The sequence below is a fragment of the Sedimentitalea arenosa genome (assembly GCF_016428585.1).
Classification (GTDB): Bacteria; Pseudomonadota; Alphaproteobacteria; order Rhodobacterales; family Rhodobacteraceae; genus Sedimentitalea; species Sedimentitalea arenosa.
Window position 1 is genome coordinate 1 of the sequence record NZ_JAELVR010000018.1, and the last position, 16,945, is coordinate 16,945.

Annotated in this window: 17 protein-coding genes and 2 pseudogenes; 12 read left to right on the forward strand and 7 right to left on the reverse strand. The window is 54.9% G+C overall.

Going from position 1 to position 16,945, the window contains the following annotated elements:
* Positions 1-230: 230 nt before the first annotated feature.
* Positions 231-1,526, forward strand: coding sequence for an ATP-dependent nuclease (locus JF290_RS19230; protein WP_199026525.1), 1,296 nt, complete (start codon positions 231-233; stop codon positions 1,524-1,526).
* A 394-nt stretch (positions 1,527-1,920) separates the two neighbouring features.
* Positions 1,921-2,022: pseudogene (locus JF290_RS19235) on the forward strand (IS5/IS1182 family transposase); the annotation flags it as partial.
* Positions 2,023-2,051: 29 nt separating this feature from the next.
* Here the strand turns inward: JF290_RS19235 and JF290_RS19240 are convergent.
* Positions 2,052-2,369 carry an H-NS histone family protein gene (locus tag JF290_RS19240; RefSeq protein ID WP_199026526.1) on the reverse strand — a complete coding sequence of 106 codons (318 nt, stop codon included), beginning with the start codon at positions 2,367-2,369 and terminating at the stop codon, positions 2,052-2,054.
* Between the two features lie 687 nt (positions 2,370-3,056).
* Between JF290_RS19240 and JF290_RS19245 the strand changes: the two genes are divergently transcribed.
* Positions 3,057-4,316, forward strand: coding sequence for an AAA family ATPase (locus JF290_RS19245; protein ID WP_199026527.1), 1,260 nt, complete (start codon positions 3,057-3,059; stop codon positions 4,314-4,316).
* 313 nt (positions 4,317-4,629) lie between these two features.
* On the opposite strand, the gene JF290_RS19250 is transcribed toward JF290_RS19245, so the two are convergent.
* Positions 4,630-5,742, reverse strand: coding sequence for a zinc-binding dehydrogenase (locus JF290_RS19250; protein WP_199026528.1), 1,113 nt, complete (start codon positions 5,740-5,742; stop codon positions 4,630-4,632).
* 110 nt (positions 5,743-5,852) lie between these two features.
* Here JF290_RS19250 and JF290_RS19255 point away from each other — a divergent pair, with 110 nt between their 5' ends.
* The 5 genes from JF290_RS19255 to JF290_RS19275 all read left to right on the forward strand — a co-directional run bounded on the left by JF290_RS19255 (position 5,853) and on the right by JF290_RS19275 (position 10,030).
* Positions 5,853-6,659, forward strand: a complete 807-nt coding sequence (locus tag JF290_RS19255; protein ID WP_233155602.1) for a 2-hydroxychromene-2-carboxylate isomerase — start codon at positions 5,853-5,855, stop codon at positions 6,657-6,659.
* Between the two features lie 881 nt (positions 6,660-7,540).
* Entirely contained in the window at positions 7,541-8,539 is a 999-nt protein-coding gene (locus JF290_RS19260; RefSeq protein ID WP_233155604.1) for an alpha/beta fold hydrolase, read from the forward strand.
* Between the two features lie 100 nt (positions 8,540-8,639).
* On the forward strand, positions 8,640-9,059 hold the full coding sequence (locus JF290_RS19265; protein WP_199026530.1) for a DMT family transporter: 420 nt from the start codon (positions 8,640-8,642) through the stop codon (positions 9,057-9,059).
* Between the two features lie 5 nt (positions 9,060-9,064).
* Positions 9,065-9,559 carry a DMT family transporter gene (locus JF290_RS19270; protein ID WP_199026531.1) on the forward strand — a complete coding sequence of 165 codons (495 nt, stop codon included), beginning with the start codon at positions 9,065-9,067 and terminating at the stop codon, positions 9,557-9,559.
* Positions 9,560-9,877: 318 nt separating this feature from the next.
* Complete coding sequence (locus JF290_RS19275) at positions 9,878-10,030, forward strand: hypothetical protein (protein WP_199026532.1); 153 nt, start codon at positions 9,878-9,880, stop codon at positions 10,028-10,030.
* Between the two features lie 77 nt (positions 10,031-10,107).
* Here JF290_RS19275 and JF290_RS19280 read toward each other — a convergent pair whose 3' ends face one another.
* Positions 10,108-10,992 (reverse strand): uracil-DNA glycosylase family protein, encoded by an 885-nt coding sequence (locus tag JF290_RS19280; protein WP_199026533.1) that lies wholly within the window; start codon positions 10,990-10,992, stop codon positions 10,108-10,110.
* 551 nt (positions 10,993-11,543) lie between these two features.
* On the opposite strand from JF290_RS19280, the gene JF290_RS19285 reads away from it, so the two are divergent.
* Entirely contained in the window at positions 11,544-11,798 is a 255-nt protein-coding gene (locus tag JF290_RS19285) for a hypothetical protein (RefSeq protein WP_199026534.1), read from the forward strand.
* Between the two features lie 205 nt (positions 11,799-12,003).
* Here JF290_RS19285 and JF290_RS19290 read toward each other — a convergent pair whose 3' ends face one another.
* Positions 12,004-12,336: a hypothetical protein gene (locus JF290_RS19290; protein ID WP_199026535.1), complete on the reverse strand. Its 333-nt coding sequence runs from the start codon at positions 12,334-12,336 to the stop codon at positions 12,004-12,006.
* Positions 12,337-12,380: 44 nt separating this feature from the next.
* Positions 12,381-12,769 (reverse strand): annotated as a pseudogene (locus JF290_RS19295) (integrase core domain-containing protein); the annotation flags it as partial.
* Between the two features lie 72 nt (positions 12,770-12,841).
* On the opposite strand from JF290_RS19295, the gene JF290_RS19300 reads away from it, so the two are divergent.
* Positions 12,842-13,929, forward strand: a protein-coding gene (locus tag JF290_RS19300) for an IS3 family transposase (protein ID WP_199026536.1) whose coding sequence is annotated in 2 segments (ribosomal slippage) — positions 12,842-13,091 and positions 13,091-13,929 — 1,089 coding nt in all. Because the reading frame shifts where the segments join, the coding sequence is not laid out codon by codon here.
* Positions 13,930-14,104: 175 nt separating this feature from the next.
* Positions 14,105-14,797: a hypothetical protein gene (locus JF290_RS19305; RefSeq protein ID WP_199026537.1), complete on the forward strand. Its 693-nt coding sequence runs from the start codon at positions 14,105-14,107 to the stop codon at positions 14,795-14,797.
* Positions 14,798-14,870: 73 nt separating this feature from the next.
* Here JF290_RS19305 and JF290_RS19310 read toward each other — a convergent pair whose 3' ends face one another.
* Positions 14,871-15,506 (reverse strand): hypothetical protein, encoded by a 636-nt coding sequence (locus JF290_RS19310; protein WP_199026538.1) that lies wholly within the window; start codon positions 15,504-15,506, stop codon positions 14,871-14,873.
* A 137-nt stretch (positions 15,507-15,643) separates the two neighbouring features.
* Between JF290_RS19310 and JF290_RS19315 the strand changes: the two genes are divergently transcribed.
* Complete coding sequence (locus JF290_RS19315) at positions 15,644-16,009, forward strand: hypothetical protein (protein ID WP_233155605.1); 366 nt, start codon at positions 15,644-15,646, stop codon at positions 16,007-16,009.
* Positions 16,010-16,589: 580 nt separating this feature from the next.
* Here the strand turns inward: JF290_RS19315 and JF290_RS19320 are convergent.
* Positions 16,590-16,859 (reverse strand): DinB family protein, encoded by a 270-nt coding sequence (locus JF290_RS19320; RefSeq protein WP_233155606.1) that lies wholly within the window; start codon positions 16,857-16,859, stop codon positions 16,590-16,592.
* Positions 16,860-16,945 lie beyond the last annotated feature (86 nt).

Sequence of the window (16,945 nt, forward strand, 5' to 3'; positions counted from 1 at the left end):
GGTCGGAGCCGCGCCATTTGTTCGTCAGTCAGCCAGAAAAGATTGCTCATCACGCCCCCTGAAGTTTGGGAGCTTGAATCAAGATCACGCGGAGACCGCAACCAAATCAATGGGTCCAGAGCCCAGGGACGGCGATACAGACAGATTTGCGTTATTGCATTCATAACTTTGGTGATGGGCGGGCGAAAATCTCCATAAAACTAGAAAATGGCAACACATTCGTTATCTTGATGCCAAACGACGGCCCCCTCGAGTGCTATTTAGAGTGCGAACTGGCGCCGCGAAAAAACACTCAGTTTCTACGCGATCAATTTCCCTTGGATTTGGTCATAGTTCCAACACTTAGCCCACTGGAGCAAAATGAGGAACTAGTTCAGCAAGAAACGGTCGAACGGAATAGGTACGGGAGGCTCGCTAGTCGCAACTTTAGGAACTTTTGGCTGCACAAAACTGAGCAGGAGTTCGAGGCGTTTGCCGATTTAGTGGAGATGGGGTGGCCTGGAATTAGGGTTCGCCGCCCGGAAATTGAACGAAGTGGAAAACGCCCTGTCGTGAGAATGTACTTCCGTGAGGGTCCTCACGTTCGAGAAGTACAATGGTCCGGCTTTGGATTCCAAGTTTGGATGCAGACTATGATGCATCTTACTGCGTCGAACCACTCTTCAACACTAATCCTTGATGAGCCAGACATTTATTTGCACCCTGATCTTCAACATCGGCTATTGCGATTGGTTAGCCAGCGAGTTGCTCAATACTTCATTGCGACGCATTCGACAGAAATCATCAATGATGTGGAACCCGGAGAAGTGCTCATAGTTCGACCAGAGTCGAGAAGCGCCAAAAGGATACAAGGTGAATCTGGGTATTCGGACGTGTATTCTGCAATTGGCAGCTCAGAGAATGCGCAGTTCGCACGGCTGGCAAAGACTAAGAAGGTTTTGTACTTTGAGGGAAAAGACGCAAAAATCCTGTCCAAATTGGCAAAGAGACTTGGAGCGACTGACTTTATCTCAAACACCTCTGTGACCCTCATGAAAACTGATGGGTTTTCGAATTGGTCAAGAGTCACGACTTCGTCGTGGGTTTTTGAAAATTTCTTTGGCTTCAAAATTCCCGTTTCTGCTATATTTGATCGCGACTACCGCTGCGATGATGAAATTCAAGATTTTCTGGATGAAGTGAACGTAGGCGATACTCTCTGTAGAGTTTTGCCGCACAAGGAAATCGAGAACTTTCTTCTTGTTCCAGATGCGATAATTAGTGTCGTTAAAAAGCATTTTTCTGGAAGTCTCCCAAAGGGCTGGCAGGCCGACATAGTCGAAATCATTAATGCATGTGTGGAAGATATGAGGTCAAAAACCCTCTCAGCCCGCATCGGATCCAAAATTAGCTACGAGGTGGGTAAGGGATCAAAGAAAGACATTGCTACAATCTCGGCAGAGGAAGAAAGGAACTTTACCGAGAATTGGCAGGAAGCTGAATTTCGACGGCGCGTGGTGCCGGGTAAGTCAGTCTTTTCTCAATAGTTGGAAAAGTGCAGGAAAAATACAAGGTTACCGTGACCTCATCTCGTGTAATAGAAGAGATGACGGTAGCGGACGTTGATCCAAGTCTGTTTGATATACTTAAGGACCTAAAACTACATCTCGATGCCTAGTATGCGACATAAGTGAATGGTAGCTATTGGCCTTCGATGCTTTATCGCTCGCTGCTGAAGTGAATGTCGGATTTCCGCCCTTAGTGTAGGCCGACATGAACGGCCTACGCCGAGACCCACATCGTCGCTGCCGATGGCAACTTCGCGTTCGCGGCGCTCGAGGGGGCGATTGGTGAAGCACCAACCGCGTTCTTCGATCTCTTCCGCGTGGGGGAAAGCCGTCAGATACAACAAGCGCAGATAGAATCACCACAACCGGATCGATCTTCGGCAGGCTGAGGGACTGGCGGCGGGTCGCAACCAGATACGACCGATGCCCGAAAGTGTTTCGCTCCGCCATCTCGTTGGCCGCACTCGTCACCTAGTGGGTATGAATGCTAAACTACTACGTCAATCAGATTGCAAAATCTTCGAGGCTCTTGCCTTCATCGAGTGCTTCTTTGATCCAGGCTGGGCGTCGTCCGCGGCCGGACCAGGTTACCTCTGGATTCTCAGGATGCCGATATTTTGCTGGTAGAAAGCCCCCCTTGGGCTTTGATGGCTTTCCCACCAGTTCTTCCAGAGAAAACCCGGCAGCTGCCGCGGCTTCTTTCGCAGCCGCCAATGCCTCACGACGCCTGCGCTCTGTGAATTCCTCAATCGCCTTGGGCAGGTCCTTCTGAAGCTCTTTCAGTTCATCAAAGTTCATCTTGCTCAGGTCAATTTTCGCCACGCGTCACACTCCAGTTTTGTTCATATTCTCGTGCTCTTACAAGAATTCATGAGGGCAGGATATAGAAAAGTTTTCGAACAGGCTATGCCCACAATTTTGCGATATCGTTTTAATCAGCTCATAAGTTCCGCATCCGCTCAAAATATGGACATTTCGGGTGATGAGGGGTAATCGTGAATAGCGCATTGAACTGCCCAACAGGAATCAGATTTCGACGTTTTTCCTTCAAATCACAACAGCCTGTTTTGTTCACAAACCACGCCTGCATGACTACCGCCTGTTTTGTATTAGCCTCCGGTCGATGCAACTTGTCACGCTGAAATTGTTCGTGACGTTGATGGCAGCTCTGAGCCATCTGGCGACTGAGTAGAAAGACTTCCGGCTACCAAGTGCGTTCGCCTAGGGTGAGCGTATCGGATCGCCACAGCCTGTCTCCCCAACTCAACCGACCGGTCCCGTCTCGCCGGGCGCCACACATCGATCTTGACAGCCCTGCGCATGTTCACTTAATGTTCCGACCATGACACACGCGTTCACCATTTGCGGCCTGCGAATATCGTTCTGATCTCAGAACGATCCCTGACAAAGGGAGGCTGCAAGGTGCACGCCGGTTTTGACGTCCCAGAGCGCGTTCTGGCTGACGGTTGACTGAACTGGAGCCTCCCCGTTTTTCCGACGAGGCCCCAAATGAACGACACCCAAGACCCCGAAGATGATCTCGAGCGTAAAGCTCTCCTGGATTCCATCAAATACCACTGCGGCCGCATGTCAGACCTTTGCGACGACCTGTTTGAAGGATGGGATCATTTGGATATGTCAATGATCCGGTCTGCCATGATCGAGACTGCATCAAATGAAGAAATCTGTAGCGTTCTGTCTTGCGTTCTGCGGGATTTCAGTGATCCGTTTTCTGCATCTACGTTCAAACACTACACGGCGGATGACCGCTCAGATTGGCAGCAAGCCAGAATTTTCAAAATGGCTTTGCGAAAATGCCTGCACGTGCTTTCGAAAAAGGAATTCAGAGCACTGAGAAAGATGCTGTCCCAGACGGAAGCGATGCCACGGCAATCGGGCGCGTATCTTCTTGGCGTCGATGACAAAAGCGATCTTCCCAGCAGTGCGTGCAAAGAGATCAAGGAAATCGACGACCTGCTTTACGTCAGCGATGTGATCAGGGTCGCGCCTCAGAATCTGGCGCAGGCTCAGACTCTTTCCGAGAAGTTCCCCAATGCTGCAACCGTGATTCACGGCTTGCTGTCCGAGGTTCGTCATTCATGGAGTTTTGGAAATGATGCCCTGAAGTTCCGCCCAACGATCATCGCGGGAAAACCGGGTGTCGGCAAAACGACCCTCGTCAGGGCCCTGTGCAGAACACTGGGTTGTGAGCCGCACATCGTGAGTGTGGCGGGACACAGTGATGCAAACATCTTCGGGGTTTCGGCCGGGTGGTCCACCGCCCTGCCCAGCATCATGACCAAGGCCGTCTTGCGCCAGAAAGCAATCAACCCGGTGTTGGTGCTCGACGAGATCGACAAGGTTCAGTCAAGTCATAATGGCGATATCTTTGCTTCGTTGCTGAGCTTGACCGAGCAAGTCGACGCAAGAACCTATCGCGACAAGTTTTTGGCCGTGAACACCGATTGCTCCATGATGAGCTGGATTTTCACCGCAAATGACTTGAGCAGAATCCCGGCGCCGTTACGCGACAGGTGTACCACCTATGAAATGCTCCGGCCGTCCCACGACCAGCTTCCCACGATCATTCGGTCAATGCGGGATGAGTATGCTCTGGAGCGAAATGTCGACCCAAGGTTCATGCCCCTGTTCGAGAACGATTATGACCTGATTGCTCGTGACTTCGCAAAGCGCCAAAGCTTGCGACGCTCACGGGAAATGCTGCGAGTCCTCTTGAACATGAAACAGGATCAGCTCCCCAAGGTGTAGAATGGTAAGGTATGTAGCCCAAGATTTGTCCTCTGGTTTTGGCCGACATATTTCCAGTGTCCGCTGACCTTGGTTCACAAGAGGCAGTCTCAAATTATCATTGGACAAGATTTGCACGAATGTAGCAGCGCCATGCAGATCGCATCTGAGGGGGATAGCATCTCGAAATGTGTAACCTGTATTCAAACACGATGTCTCACGATGCTATGCGGCGGGATTTGGAGTGTCCCCATCGGGTGGTCCAGTTTGAATCTTAATGCATGGTCGCATCCGGCGCCGCCCCCCGTCGGGCGGCGCCATCTTGACATGCGGGTCAGGACCAGGGCGTCACGAGGTACTTTTCGCCCGTCCGCATGGCGCGGTAGTCCAGCACCGCATCTTTCGTCAGCATTTCCTCGAGCGTGACCCGCGACTTGTACTGGCTGGCAAAGGTGGTGGTGAGGTTGTCACGCACGCGCTGGCGCATCCGACCCATGGTTTCCCGTCCGACAGATTGAAGGAAGGGGAAGAGCAGCCAGCCTGAGAGTGTCCAGCCGAACCCGTAACTTGGTGTCAGGATGGTCGGGCTGGTGTCCAGGCGACCGTAGATGAACATGCGCTTCATCTGGTTCGAACCATAGCGCGAATACTCGGTCATCTGTTCCGTCGCCACGCGCTCCATCGCCTTGAAGGCGGTGTCGACCAATTTTCCGCCCCCGACCGGGTCGAAGCCGTAGAATGCGCCGGTCGCGTGGATGGCGGCGATCAGTTGCTTCATGAAATCTTCGTCGGAGGAATTCACCACGTGCTCCGCGCCGAGGTTATTCAGAAGGTCGACCTGGTCGCTCTTGCGCACGATGTTGACGAGTCCGATGCCATCTTCCTTGCAGATCCGGGTCAGCATCTGGCCGAGGTTCGATGCGCCGACCGTATGCAAGATGGCGTCCTGACCATCCGCCTTGGCGTTCTCTACGAAACCAAGCGCAGTCATCGGATTGACGAAGGCGCTTGCCCCTTCTTCCGCTGAATGTTCGCCCAGCGGCAGGCACATGGCAGCATCGGCGATGCAGTACTGGCTGTAGGCATTGCCAGGCACGCAAGACACGCGCTGACCCACCAGTGCCTTTGCCGCACCACTGTCGCCCGCGGCAATCACCGTGCCCGCGCCTTCGTTGCCGGCGGGCAGTTTCAAGCCGTGGCGAGCCTTGGAGCCGGCGTTGACCGGTGCCGGCATCTTGGCCACGAATTTGCCATGGCTGTACTCGGCATTCTCCATGTCAGCACCACTGACAAGAATTGCGAGGTCGGACGGGTTGATCGGGGCGGCTTCCATGCGGACCAGGACTTGGTTGCCGCTTGGGTCTGCAAAAGTCACATCTTCGAGTTTTATGGTCAGCGTGCCGTCTGCCTCCAATGTGGTGAACAGCTGTTTGCCGGTCGTGGCCATGTCGAGTGTTCCATTCTTCGAGTTTGAATCGCGCCGACAGATAAACTAAACAGTTTAGATATCACACCTCGAATGCTACTCAGAAAGCCGTTTGCGGTCACGTCTCGGTGATGGAGCGCGTGGCGGAGCAGCAGACAGGGACGCAGTCCAATCCGCTATGTTCGCCCTTCGACAACCATGGCAGCCAAACCCAATACCAGATGTTCGTCCAAGCATCGGCGGGTGTCGCCTACCAGTCACTACTGGGCATTCGTTGTCGAATCCTCCATGGTAGGGCGATGCCGGTTATCGAATACATTTACTCAGCCCATTCGGCCTTCGCGTACCTGGGCTCTGCCGAACTGAACAAGATCTGTGTCGAATATCGTGTAACCCTGATCCACAAACCGGTTCTGTTGTCTCCGGTTGTGGAGGCGCAAGGCAGTCAACCCTTTCGGGCCCGAACGCAGGCGCATGTAGACTATTTTTTCGGGCGCGAGATTGAAAGATGGGCCGAGTATCGCAACGTTCCAATTATCAATTTTCGGCCAACATACCACGATGCCGATTACAGCCTCGCTTCAGGCATGATCTTGGCGCTCGGAGCGACCGGCACAAAGACCGATGTGATGGCGCATGCGTTGCTGGAAGCGCATTGGCGGCACGATGCCGACCTTTCGAACCCTCAAACACTTGCCACATTGGCTGCGGCTTTGGGGCACGACGCGGATGCGCTGATGGAACAGGCGGCGTCGGAGACGGTTCAAGACAAGTTGCAAGAAAATTCGATTTGGGCGCGAGAGCAAAACGTCTTTGGTTCACCAACTTATATTGTCGACGGAGACCCGTTTTATGGTCAGGATCGTCTCGAACTAGTCAAACGGGCGCTTTCTCAACCGTTTGCCGCATCAACGTGGTCCAACCCAATTGTAGACTGAACTTCGCAAATTCAACGGTGGGGCTTCAAGGCAGCAAATCCGGACATGGGCCCGTTCGAAAATCTTAAATTTCTGCGTAATACGCGAATGTCTCCGTTCTGAAGATCAGGTAGTCGATTTCGAATGCCATCGGATGGAAAGTTACCGGCCGTTCCTGCACCCTTTGTCCAAGAGCTTGGGAACGAGATCATTTTTATCCGCCATGGTACAGTCAATTAGCATCATAGCGATTCCGCAGTGGCTAATGGCTCGATGAATCATACCATAGCTCGGCCAATCTTTCGCTACATCAAATGAAAAAGAGCGCGTTCAGATGAACCTCATGGTCCGGCTATCCTCCCGAAATGAGCCGCTCCCCGCGCGCTGTGAAGTCGGCTTAAGGAGATTGCACAGACGCGTGTTCGCTATCGCTACAAGCGCATCCATGTCCTGTTGCGGCGCGAAGGGTGGCGGGCGCCTGCCAAGCGTCTCTACCGTCCGGGGAAAGGGAAAGTACGCCCATCACTGGTTCTGCGCAACAAAGCCCATCGCCCCCTCTCTCTGAAATAGAAAAAAGGGAATTGCATGAGAGCCGTTTCAGTGGCTTTAAGAACTAACGGTCAATAGCAATGCCAGCTCTGGTGGCTGACCGCTTCGCTATAGGCCGGCCAGTTCCTGGTCTTGTAGTTCGGGGGTGTGGGTCTGCTCATGCAGCCCAGCTTCCACGCTGGGTTCACGAGATGAATCCCTCACCGGATTTGTGCAACATCGCCTCCCAAGACTCGAATGGTGTGCTGCAACGCGAAAACCCGTAAACTAGAGGTATGAAGCCTTCGGATACTTTGAGACAGGACATTTCGTTTGTAACCTCCAATGATGGTACGCGCATCGCGTGTGCGTCCATGGGACGTGGCCCAACTATCGTGCGCGCCGCTCGCTGGCTGACCCACGTCTCGCGCGACCCAGAAAGCCCGGTCTGGCGGCACTGGTTGGCGGAATTGTCGTCCTATGGTCATCTCGTGCGCTACGACTTGCGCGGGTGCGGACTGTCTTCCAGGGACGTCCCGGAAATCAGCTTTGAGGCGTGGCTTGCAGACTTGGAAGCTGTCACTTCGAAGCTGGAAGAACCGTTCACCTTGCTGGGGATGTCCCAGGGCGCGGCGCTGTCGATTGCCTATACTTTCCGACACCCCGAAAGGGTCAAGCGGCTCATTCTTTTCGGTGGGTATGCCAAGGGGTTGCTTTCTCGGGGTCAAAGTGATCGCACGCAGATCGAAGCCGCAACGCTGACCAACCTGATGCGGCTTGGCTGGGGGCAGGACAACACCGCCTTCAACCAGGTCTTTACCAATCTGTTCATTCCCGATGGGACACAAGTGCAACATGATTGGTGGCGTTCTCTTGAAAGGGAAACGGCCTCGGCCGAAGTGGCCGCGCGGACGATGGATGTCTTGCACAAGATTGACGTCAGCTGCATCGCCGCCGAGTTGAACGTTCCGACCCTCGTGCTGCATGCGCGGGGAGACAGGCGCATTCCCTTTGAACAGGGGCGTGCCTTGGCCATGACCATTCCGGGGGCGGAATTCGTGCCGCTGAACAGCAACAACCATGTGCTACTTGAAACCGAGCCCGCATGGTCGGTCTTCTGCTCAGCTCTGAGCGGGTTTCTCGGTGACGGCATACCACTCGCTGGGGCAGATGCAGGCATCACAACGGCAGAGCGGGAAGTGCTGGTATTGGTTGCTAAGGGGCTGAGCAATCCAGATATCGCTGCGCAACTTGGCAAGAGCGAAAAAACGGTGCGCAATCAGGTTTCTTCGCTGCTGGAGAAGACAGGGCTTAGCACACGGTCCGAACTCATTGTCCGAACTCTGTCCGGCCCGATGGGACAAACGCCCTAAACCAACTATCGATTTCCCTGCAAGGCGGGGACATCCGCCCCATGCGCTCTAGTCGGCAATGGCCTCAAATTGTTTGAAATGCAGTGAGAGGACACAACGGATGAGAATTGCACCTCAATATGAAACCCGGGCAGCCCTGGCCGCGCTCGTTCTGGCAACCCTGTTCTGGTCGGGAAACTTCATCGCTGGACGCGCGATCCGGGGAGAGATTGCGCCACTAGAATTGAACGCGATCCGTTGGGGCCTTTGTCTTGCGATCCTGCTGCCCTTCGCGTTGCGTGGCATCATCAAGCATCGCCGCGCTCTATTGGCGTCCTGGCATAAGATTGTCCTACTGGGGCTGACTGGGATCGCGGCCTTTCACACGATGGTCTATCAAGCGCTGTCGCTGACCGAGGCGGTGAACTGCCTGCTGATCCTGGCGCTCGCACCGGTTGCAACAGTCGCGGGGGGGGGATGGTCTGGAATGGATTTCGACCGACGGGGGGCCAAGTCGCAGGACTTCTGGTGTCTCTGGTAGGGGCAATGGTATTGGTTCTATCTACGCGCGAACCCAAATTGTCGCTACTCCAGTTCGATGCGGGCAAACTCTGGATGTTCGGTGCGATCCTGATCTGGGCTTGGTATACGCTTCTGCTGCGCGCGAAGCCAGCTGATGTACCTCAAATGGTGACGCTCGTGGCAAGCATCCTTGTCGCGCTTGCAGCGATGCTTGTCCTGTTGCTCATTCGAGGTTTCGAACAACCGGAAGTGTCAGGCAGCACGGTATTGGCAGTCCTTTACATGGCCGTCTTCGCATCCGCGCTCGGGTTTCTGTTCTGGTCCTACGGAATCAGTGTTGTCGGGCCTGAAAAAGGGGGACAGTTCGTACACCTGATGCCCATCTTCGGCAGCGTTCTGGCCGTCACACTGCTTGGCGAGGAAATCTCGGTCGGGCTGTTGGCCGGTGCTGCCTGCGTCATAGCGGGTATCGTTCTCGTCAATCGCCGTCAAGAACCGGTACTTCAACACTCCCCCTGACAAAAACCCTTGCCAGAACCCCTGCTCCAAAAACGGTTCTCTGATTGCGGCTTTGTCAAGCGGGTGAGCGCTTTGTCCGTCCGGGGTCATGGTTCTCTCCGAGGTCGCGTGTGCGCCTCATGATGGTGTTCAGTGGTGGATCGTCTCCAATGTCGTTTGCGGGGTGAGCAGGCGAGCCTACATCCCAACCGTTTTTGCGAGATCGATCAACCTCCGTCCCGTCGGGACTTGGCTCCCAGCTTTTAGAGCGGGAATTCAGATCAGGCAGCGGCCTTCTTCGTCCATTAATACTCGGTTTCGTTTTTCCACAGCGTCAGCATGAGCACAGCGATCTTGCGGGCAGTTTCGAGCTGGGACAAGGGAATGCACTGGCGCACCTATGAGCGTCTTTGCCGGGAACACGACGCCCTGTCAGATCGCGCCCTGGTCGGGATCATGGAACACCTTGGACGCCTCTCCGAGCGTTTCTAAAGTAGGCGGATTCAACGGGCGGGACTGATGCTCCACACTGGCAAACGGGTCCACGGGCCATCACCAGGTCGCGTCGGTCATGCTTCTACCTGGGGAAGCTCCGGCCACCATCGAACTTCCCCGGCGTCGAGTTCGGCCAATGCTTGGTTTACCCGAGTCAGGGGGTTCTCGTAGTTGAAGTAAGTCTGGCCCGTCCATGCCGTGGGGTGGGCGCAGTAGACGGTCCGGACGTTAATCTCAGGATTCGCTCGAAGGTGTCGCCAAGTCGCGCCGCGAAACAAATTCCGAGCCTTTCCGCCTAGTTGCAGGAACACCGGTCCGCCACCCTCTCGCGTTATCATCCCCAGGATCAGGTGCTTCACCACGGGCTTCCATACCTTCAGGTGCACATCGAGATGTGTCCTCGCCCGCCCCGTAAAGGTCCAAGCCGCATTGACGCAAAGCACCCCCTGTGCGGCCAAGTCGTCGAAGTATCTCGGCATGATCGGAGGGGCGAGGCCCCCACGGTGGACTGCATCCCAGATTCTGGTCCAGTCGTCCGTTTCTTCGGAAATTCCCAGGTTGGGGCGTGCACAAGCCGCCGCCGATTGGAGCAGCCGTCGCAGACTATCGGCCGCAGTCGCGGGGTTGTTTCCGTCCCACGCGCCGTCCTCGAAGGCCCGCCCTGTTGCTCTTGCAACGTCTGGATAGGGGTCTTGACCCAGCACCACTACCCGGACATTCGCGGGTGCGATGCCATCGAAGGCCCGACAAAGATGCGATCCTTGCGGAGCGCTATCGAGTCCCTGCCCGCGCCGTTGGGGGAAGATCGGAGTACCTTCGGGCAGATCAATGCCGACGAGGCCCGGAGCATTGATTGCTAGCGCCTTGCAGTCTGCGAATATCCCCTGCCATTCGGCCGGCAAATCTACCCGCCAGTCGCTATTGAGGTATTGCTCCAAGCACGCCTGCATCGCCACCATCGCTCTTTCCCCTCTAAGAAAGTATTCCGCCGACGCGGGCAGAAGTTTACCCACTGCCCGCACCAACTGTCACGGCGAACAAGACTCCCGGCATAATCAGGACCAACGGCAAAACATATACGCCATGGCCTTTAGCTTCGAGCATGGCCTTGCCTAGTTTGACAATAAGGCTATGGTTCGACTTGCGATTGTGAGGGGTAATCCCCACGTCGGATTTAGGGTCGGAAGACATTTTTGCTCCTTTCGATCTTCAAAACGAGGGGGAAGATTGAGGCCGCCAAGCTAAGTCTTCCCTCTCCCTATCTTATAGAGTTTGGTTGATCGAGGTCCGCCTTCAAGGATTTTTTCCTCGTGCGTTGTTATCAGTCGATACGCGGGCGTCGTGACGCCCTATCAGATCGCGCCCTGGTCGGGATCATGGATCACCTGAACCGCCCCACGGGTCGTTTCCAAAATAGGCTGATCTAGGTCCTAAGCAGGTGGATCGGGCGTGTCATTGCTCCGGCGGTGGTGTAGGTCTTCACGGGCACACCGAATGGCGGAGGAATTTCATGAGCTGGACACCGAAACTGAGCCCAGGACACAGCGTCGACCAGACCATCTCAAGCGATCAGTGGGCGAATGTCGAAGTTAATGGTGACGTCGAGATTGAAGGCATTGACTTCGAGGGTTTCCTAAACCTCTGGAGAGCAGAAGGCGGCGAACCAATGAGAGTCAACGCCCGGGAACTATGGGCCCTACTGTCGCAGCACTTCGGCGCGAAGGACTACAATCCTTTCGAGGAAGAAGTGTCGGAGCGGGAGTGACACCGGCGGCGCATCACCCCTGGGCCACGTCGCTGCGCGGTTGCGTCTGCGGGCGTGTGAAGGTGGGGGCATGTGAAGGTGGCAGGAAATAAGGGCGCTTTCTTCCGCATACCAGCCAGCTCGAAAACTGTCTGATTTTCCAAGGTGTAACCCGTTTTAGAATGGCGGTGCGACCTTGACAGGATTTGCCGCTTGAATACGCTATTTAGCCGTCCCGGCGGGTCATGTAGATCCACAGCTTCGTATCCCGCTTGATCACGAATAGCGCCTGCCCAAAACTCTCGGAGACTGTAGTGGTTTTGAATGTAGGGCGGCGGGCAATCTCGTTCAGTAGTTCCGTGTGTTCGTCGACACAGAGGCTCTCAGCAATCAGGTCGGCACCTTCCTCAAGGCTTGGTACGTGACGCGCAACATCCGGCAAGTGGGGATCGAGACAAGAGTGATAAACTGCCCAGAGTTCGCGTTCGCGCTGGCTCAACTCCGCGGCTGCCGGAATAGTCGATGCCAACGTAAGAACCGATGCCAGAACGTATTTCATTAGAATCCTCTGATCAGCCCCACTTGAGTGGTCCAATTTGATTGTTAGTGCATGATTGGTCTTTGGTCCATCTGGACGATGGTTTCTGGCGCTGGCGGGCGATAGCCCAGAGCACTGTGGGGTCGTTTGGTATTGTAGTGTTTTCTCCATTCTTCGATCAAGATTTGTGCTTCGCGTAGGCTGTAGAAGATCTCGCCGTTAAAGAACTCATCTCTGAACCGGGCATTGAAGCTTTCGCAATATCCGTTCTCCCATGCACTGCCCGACAGGGCATCGCATTGCGATGTCCCGAAAGGGGTGACCCTGGTTCGATGTATGCCGTCTTCGCGCCGACAGCCTTGATCCAATCGCGTACGGCCTGGGCAACGAACTCTGGGCCATTGTCAGAACGAATGAACGACGGCACACCGCGCAGGATAAACAGGTCGCTCAAGGGGTAATCCCCCCCGATCTTAGGGGGATGCGAACGTAGAATTTTCTCGGCAGGATGAACGAGGAGATTCCGATGAAGAAGACACGATTCACCGAAGCCCAGATTATGGGCGTGCTGCGCCAGATGGAGGGCGGTGTGCCTGCCGCCGAGTTGTGCCGCGATCACGGGATGAGCAGCGCTACGCTGTACAAGTGGCGGGCGAAGTACGGCGGCATGGATGTCAGCCTCATCAGCGAGATGAAGGCGATGGCGGAGGAGAACCGCCGCCTGAAGCGCATGTACGCCGACGTCAGCATGCAGAATGACCTCCTCAAGGAGGCTCTGGGAAAAAAGTGATGCGGCCAGCGCACCGCCGCGCGCTGGCCGAGAAGGCGGTGGCAACGAGGGACGTCAGCATCGCGCTGGCCTGTCGGGCATTCGAGGTCAGCGAGACCTGTTACCGATACAACCCCAAGCTGGACGATGAGAACGAGCAGATCGCCGACCTGCTGCTCGGTCTGACGACGGCGAAGAAGACTTGGGGCTTCGGCCTTTGCTTCCTGTATCTGCGCAATGTTCAGGGGCATGGCTGGAACCACAAGCGGGTCTACAGGATCTACCGGGAACTGGAGCTGAACCTGCGGATCAAGCCGCGTAAGCGCCTGAAGCGGGAGAAACCCGAGGAGTTGGCCGTGCCAGAGGCCCCCAACGAGGTCTGGTCGATGGACTTCATGGCCGACAGGCTGGGGGATGGACGACAATTCCGGCTGCTGAACGTTCTGGACGACTTCAACCGTGAAGGACTGGGCATTGAGATCGACTTTTCACTGCCTGCGGAACGGGTTGTTCGAGCCCTGAACCAGATCATCGAATGGCGTGGTGCCCCTGGGACAATTCGGGTCGACAATGGCCCGGAATACGTCAGTGGCACCCTCATGGAATGGGCTGAGAACAGGGGCATTGCCTTGGCATATATCCAGCCAGGAAAGCCTCAGCAGAACGCCTATGTCGAGCGATACAACCGGACGGTCCGGCACGAATGGCTGGACTTGTACATTTTTGAAAGCATCGAGGAGGTCCAGCAGATTGCAACCGAGTGGCTCTGGTCTTACAACCATGAACGCCCCAACATGGGCAACGGCGGGATGACACCCGCTCAGAAACTGAAGATGGCCGCGTAAATTCTACGACCAAGCCCCCGCAAAAACGGGGGGATTACCACCCCACAGTGCTCTGGGCTATTCCATCGTTTTTGGCGTGCTCTCAAGCTGATGACACGCGCCTGCGGGTCGGTCATACTTGTGCTCAAAGTTCAGAGAATACCACTTTGTAAACGCTGTAGGCAGGGAAACGATCATGCGCATTTGGATTATAGCCATCGTCGCCTCGATGCCAACTTGGTTGTCAGCCCAAAATCTTACAGTACAGGAATGGCTGGACGTTTATGTTGAACTCTGCGTCGGAAGTGGCAGTTCGTTTGTTGCATCCGGAGAAGTCAAAGCCGATGGCAAAATGTCTCTAAAGACGCTCTCCTCAAATGGATCCCTGGAAGGATCCGTCGTGGTCTCAAAATCAGAGTACCGACTGCTTAGCGAAGGTATCACCAATAGCATCAGCGATGCAGCGGCAAGCCAGGCATCAGAAATCAGGAAATGCTTGGAGCCCATGCGGAATGTACTGATCCAAGCTATGACCCAAGACCTTACGCAAGCCAGCGGAGTCGTTCGGTATATCCTGTCTCCTCAAGAGAATGCTGTGCTGCGCTACATTTCTAACACGCGGGGCCCTGATGGCAAAACCGGTAAGGGGATACTGATTGAGGATATCGCAAGAAGTGTTTCGGGGATGTCAGAGTTGAGGCTGGCATCCACATTGAACGAATTAGAAGGAAAGATTCTCGTGTATGAATCAGTGGCGGGCGGCGGCATAGACATAGTTCGCACCGACGATGGACGCTTGATCGGTTCGAAGTTTGTGCACGGGAAGCCCGCGATCTTCCTGACGGACACCGGTATAGACTATGTACTGAATACCGGCTTGGCCAAATGAGCCATATTTTCAACCAGAAAATAGCCGTCGTTATTGCCCGTGACAGAAGCGTATGAGATACGGTTAGCTCGGTCTACTGGAAGTCAAAGACAAACGCATGCGGGTTCCGATCCGGTCTGATCATTTTAAAATCTCCTTTAAAACCGAAGCCATCCCAGTCAGAGACACCCTCAATCACGTAAACACGACCAGACGTTCCTCGATACAAACCTGAGACGTACATTTTTTGTCCACGAAGTTCGAAACTGACCTTTGCCCGCCTTCCGCCACCGACTAGCTCGACTTCATCAAATCCATCTCGCAACTCAAGGAGGCTATCCGTATCGAAAATTACTCGACCGTCTGTCCCATGATAGATTGTTATGCGTCCATAATAGTCGCGGAAAAGGCTGGGGTCTGAATTTCGAGGTACTAGGACCGAGAGTATCCGGTCTATATAGGGGCGCATGCAGCTACGCGCTTCGGAAGCTTGTTCAGCAGTAAGTCCTGTCATTGTTGAGGAAATACCATCAACAAGCCCACGCACCTGGCGGCTTGAAAGGGTAACAGTGCGCCCCGGCGAGTTTATCGAGATTTGATCAGAACTACCTTCGCGAACTTCAGTTGTCACCTCTTGGCCACCTGCAACACAGAAAAGCACGATTAGGTCTATTGCTTGTTGAACATTGCCGTCCCGATTTTGGGCGATAGCACTGGTAGCGAGGGACATGAAAATGACAAAGAGCGTTGGTGCAAGTCGGAGCATCGTGCCAACCTTTGAAAAAAACCTTCAAGATATCCGCAGGCTGCATGTATGCTGGAGGGTATCCTGGCTTGTTTCAAGCCATTTCGTGGAAGGGTCATACGATGCCGAAGTTGTCTTTTTACCGTATCCTGCGCGCTAAGACACTGTTCGCTTTGATGATCTGCGCTGCCTCACTAGCGCGTGGCGACGAGCTCAACGACAAGGTCGAGGCTTTGCTGGAGCTCTGTATAGCGACGGGGGAAACTCAGAAGATTGAAGGCTCGCTCGATGCGAGCGGTAAGATACGGCTTTCCGGCCCTGCTCTAGAAGCAGAAGGTGACTTGCTCTTCACGCGACAAGAATGGTCGGGTCTGATAGGCGGTATCTCGAGTGGCATGACAGAGCTCCAGGCTGAGCAAGCCACTCAAGTGAGAGACTGCCTTGAACCCGCTAGAGCCGCGATCTTCCAACAGATTATCTCCAACTGACGTTCTGACTTATGTTCTTCTCCATCAAAGACTTTGACAAAAACGGTTGTTTTTGTCACGGGCGTTGCTGACGCCGGAATCGTTAAAAAATCTTGTGCCACAAGCCCGTGGCGAAACTGCCATTGATTTTGTCACGTTTCTGGCCGGTGCCCGAGGAGCGGACATTGGTGCGTTGCGCAGCATCCGTTGATTTGGGCTCTGACCCGCCGCTCGCCGCAAACGGCGTGAAGGTCCGCTGTCAGAAAATGGAGCAAACTTTGCAAAGCCCGCTACCTGCTCGAAGCGAAGCCAACAGGGATGTTCGGGACGGTCGGAGGCCACCCTCTTCGGGCGAACGACCTTCGTCAGCCCGAAGCGGACGCATCGCACTAGACTCGATTCCACAATGGCTGACCTCCGCTGCGCGTTCGTCGAACTGGTAGGTCGCGGACACACCGCCATTTCACTAGCGCCGCGCCAAGGTCCGCCTTGATGAAAGGGCGGACGGCAGAAACAGTCGATTGCGCGGGTGACATGAACGCTTGAGTTCTGGCACATCCTGCACTGCGAAGAAGGTCAGGCTTGGGTCGTTTCGCGCGACCTATGCCAACATCGACAGGTTTGTCGGCTCGGGCTCTGCGCCTGCCGCTGTAAGCATTGCGTGGACTTGACCACGGTGGTGGGTCTGGTGATTGAAGAGCTCTGCTGCGCAAAGGGCCTTTGGTTTCTCGATACGGGTTGAGCCGTCGCCCGGATACCAAACAACCACTCCGTCGAGGTCCGCGTCGTTCAGCCGGGTCGCCCAGTCTTCAATTTCCTCGTCGCGTTTGGAACGAGTTACTGTCAAATCTGGTGTCCAGGCGATCATCATGCGGCGGCTTGATCTTGGTTTGATGGCTTGATGCCGTTGATGAAGTCGACGCCTTCGATGACGTCGGCGAGATGAGCGAATCCGCG

What these genes read in the sequence shown, in the direction of transcription:
- JF290_RS19310 (WP_199026538.1), bottom strand. Translation starts at nt 15,506, where the DNA reads ATGTCCCTCGCTACCAGTGCTATCGCCCAAAATCGGGACGGCAATGTT.
- JF290_RS19290 (WP_199026535.1), bottom strand. Translation starts at nt 12,336, where the DNA reads ATGAAATACGTTCTGGCATCGGTTCTTACGTTGGCATCGACTATTCCG.
- JF290_RS19285 (WP_199026534.1), top strand. Translation starts at nt 11,544, where the DNA reads ATGAGCTGGACACCGAAACTGAGCCCAGGACACAGCGTCGACCAGACC.
- JF290_RS19305 (WP_199026537.1), top strand. Translation starts at nt 14,105, where the DNA reads ATGCGCATTTGGATTATAGCCATCGTCGCCTCGATGCCAACTTGGTTG.
- JF290_RS19275 (WP_199026532.1), top strand. Translation starts at nt 9,878, where the DNA reads ATGAGCACAGCGATCTTGCGGGCAGTTTCGAGCTGGGACAAGGGAATG.
- JF290_RS19250 (WP_199026528.1), bottom strand. Translation starts at nt 5,742, where the DNA reads ATGGCCACGACCGGCAAACAGCTGTTCACCACATTGGAGGCAGACGGC.
- JF290_RS19260 (WP_233155604.1), top strand. Translation starts at nt 7,541, where the DNA reads ATGGGACGTGGCCCAACTATCGTGCGCGCCGCTCGCTGGCTGACCCAC.
- JF290_RS19320 (WP_233155606.1), bottom strand. Translation starts at nt 16,859, where the DNA reads ATGATGATCGCCTGGACACCAGATTTGACAGTAACTCGTTCCAAACGC.
- JF290_RS19255 (WP_233155602.1), top strand. Translation starts at nt 5,853, where the DNA reads ATGGAGCGCGTGGCGGAGCAGCAGACAGGGACGCAGTCCAATCCGCTA.
- JF290_RS19270 (WP_199026531.1), top strand. Translation starts at nt 9,065, where the DNA reads ATGGTATTGGTTCTATCTACGCGCGAACCCAAATTGTCGCTACTCCAG.
- JF290_RS19245 (WP_199026527.1), top strand. Translation starts at nt 3,057, where the DNA reads ATGAACGACACCCAAGACCCCGAAGATGATCTCGAGCGTAAAGCTCTC.
- JF290_RS19265 (WP_199026530.1), top strand. Translation starts at nt 8,640, where the DNA reads ATGAGAATTGCACCTCAATATGAAACCCGGGCAGCCCTGGCCGCGCTC.
- JF290_RS19280 (WP_199026533.1), bottom strand. Translation starts at nt 10,992, where the DNA reads ATGGTGGCGATGCAGGCGTGCTTGGAGCAATACCTCAATAGCGACTGG.
- JF290_RS19230 (WP_199026525.1), top strand. Translation starts at nt 231, where the DNA reads ATGCCAAACGACGGCCCCCTCGAGTGCTATTTAGAGTGCGAACTGGCG.
- JF290_RS19315 (WP_233155605.1), top strand. Translation starts at nt 15,644, where the DNA reads ATGCCGAAGTTGTCTTTTTACCGTATCCTGCGCGCTAAGACACTGTTC.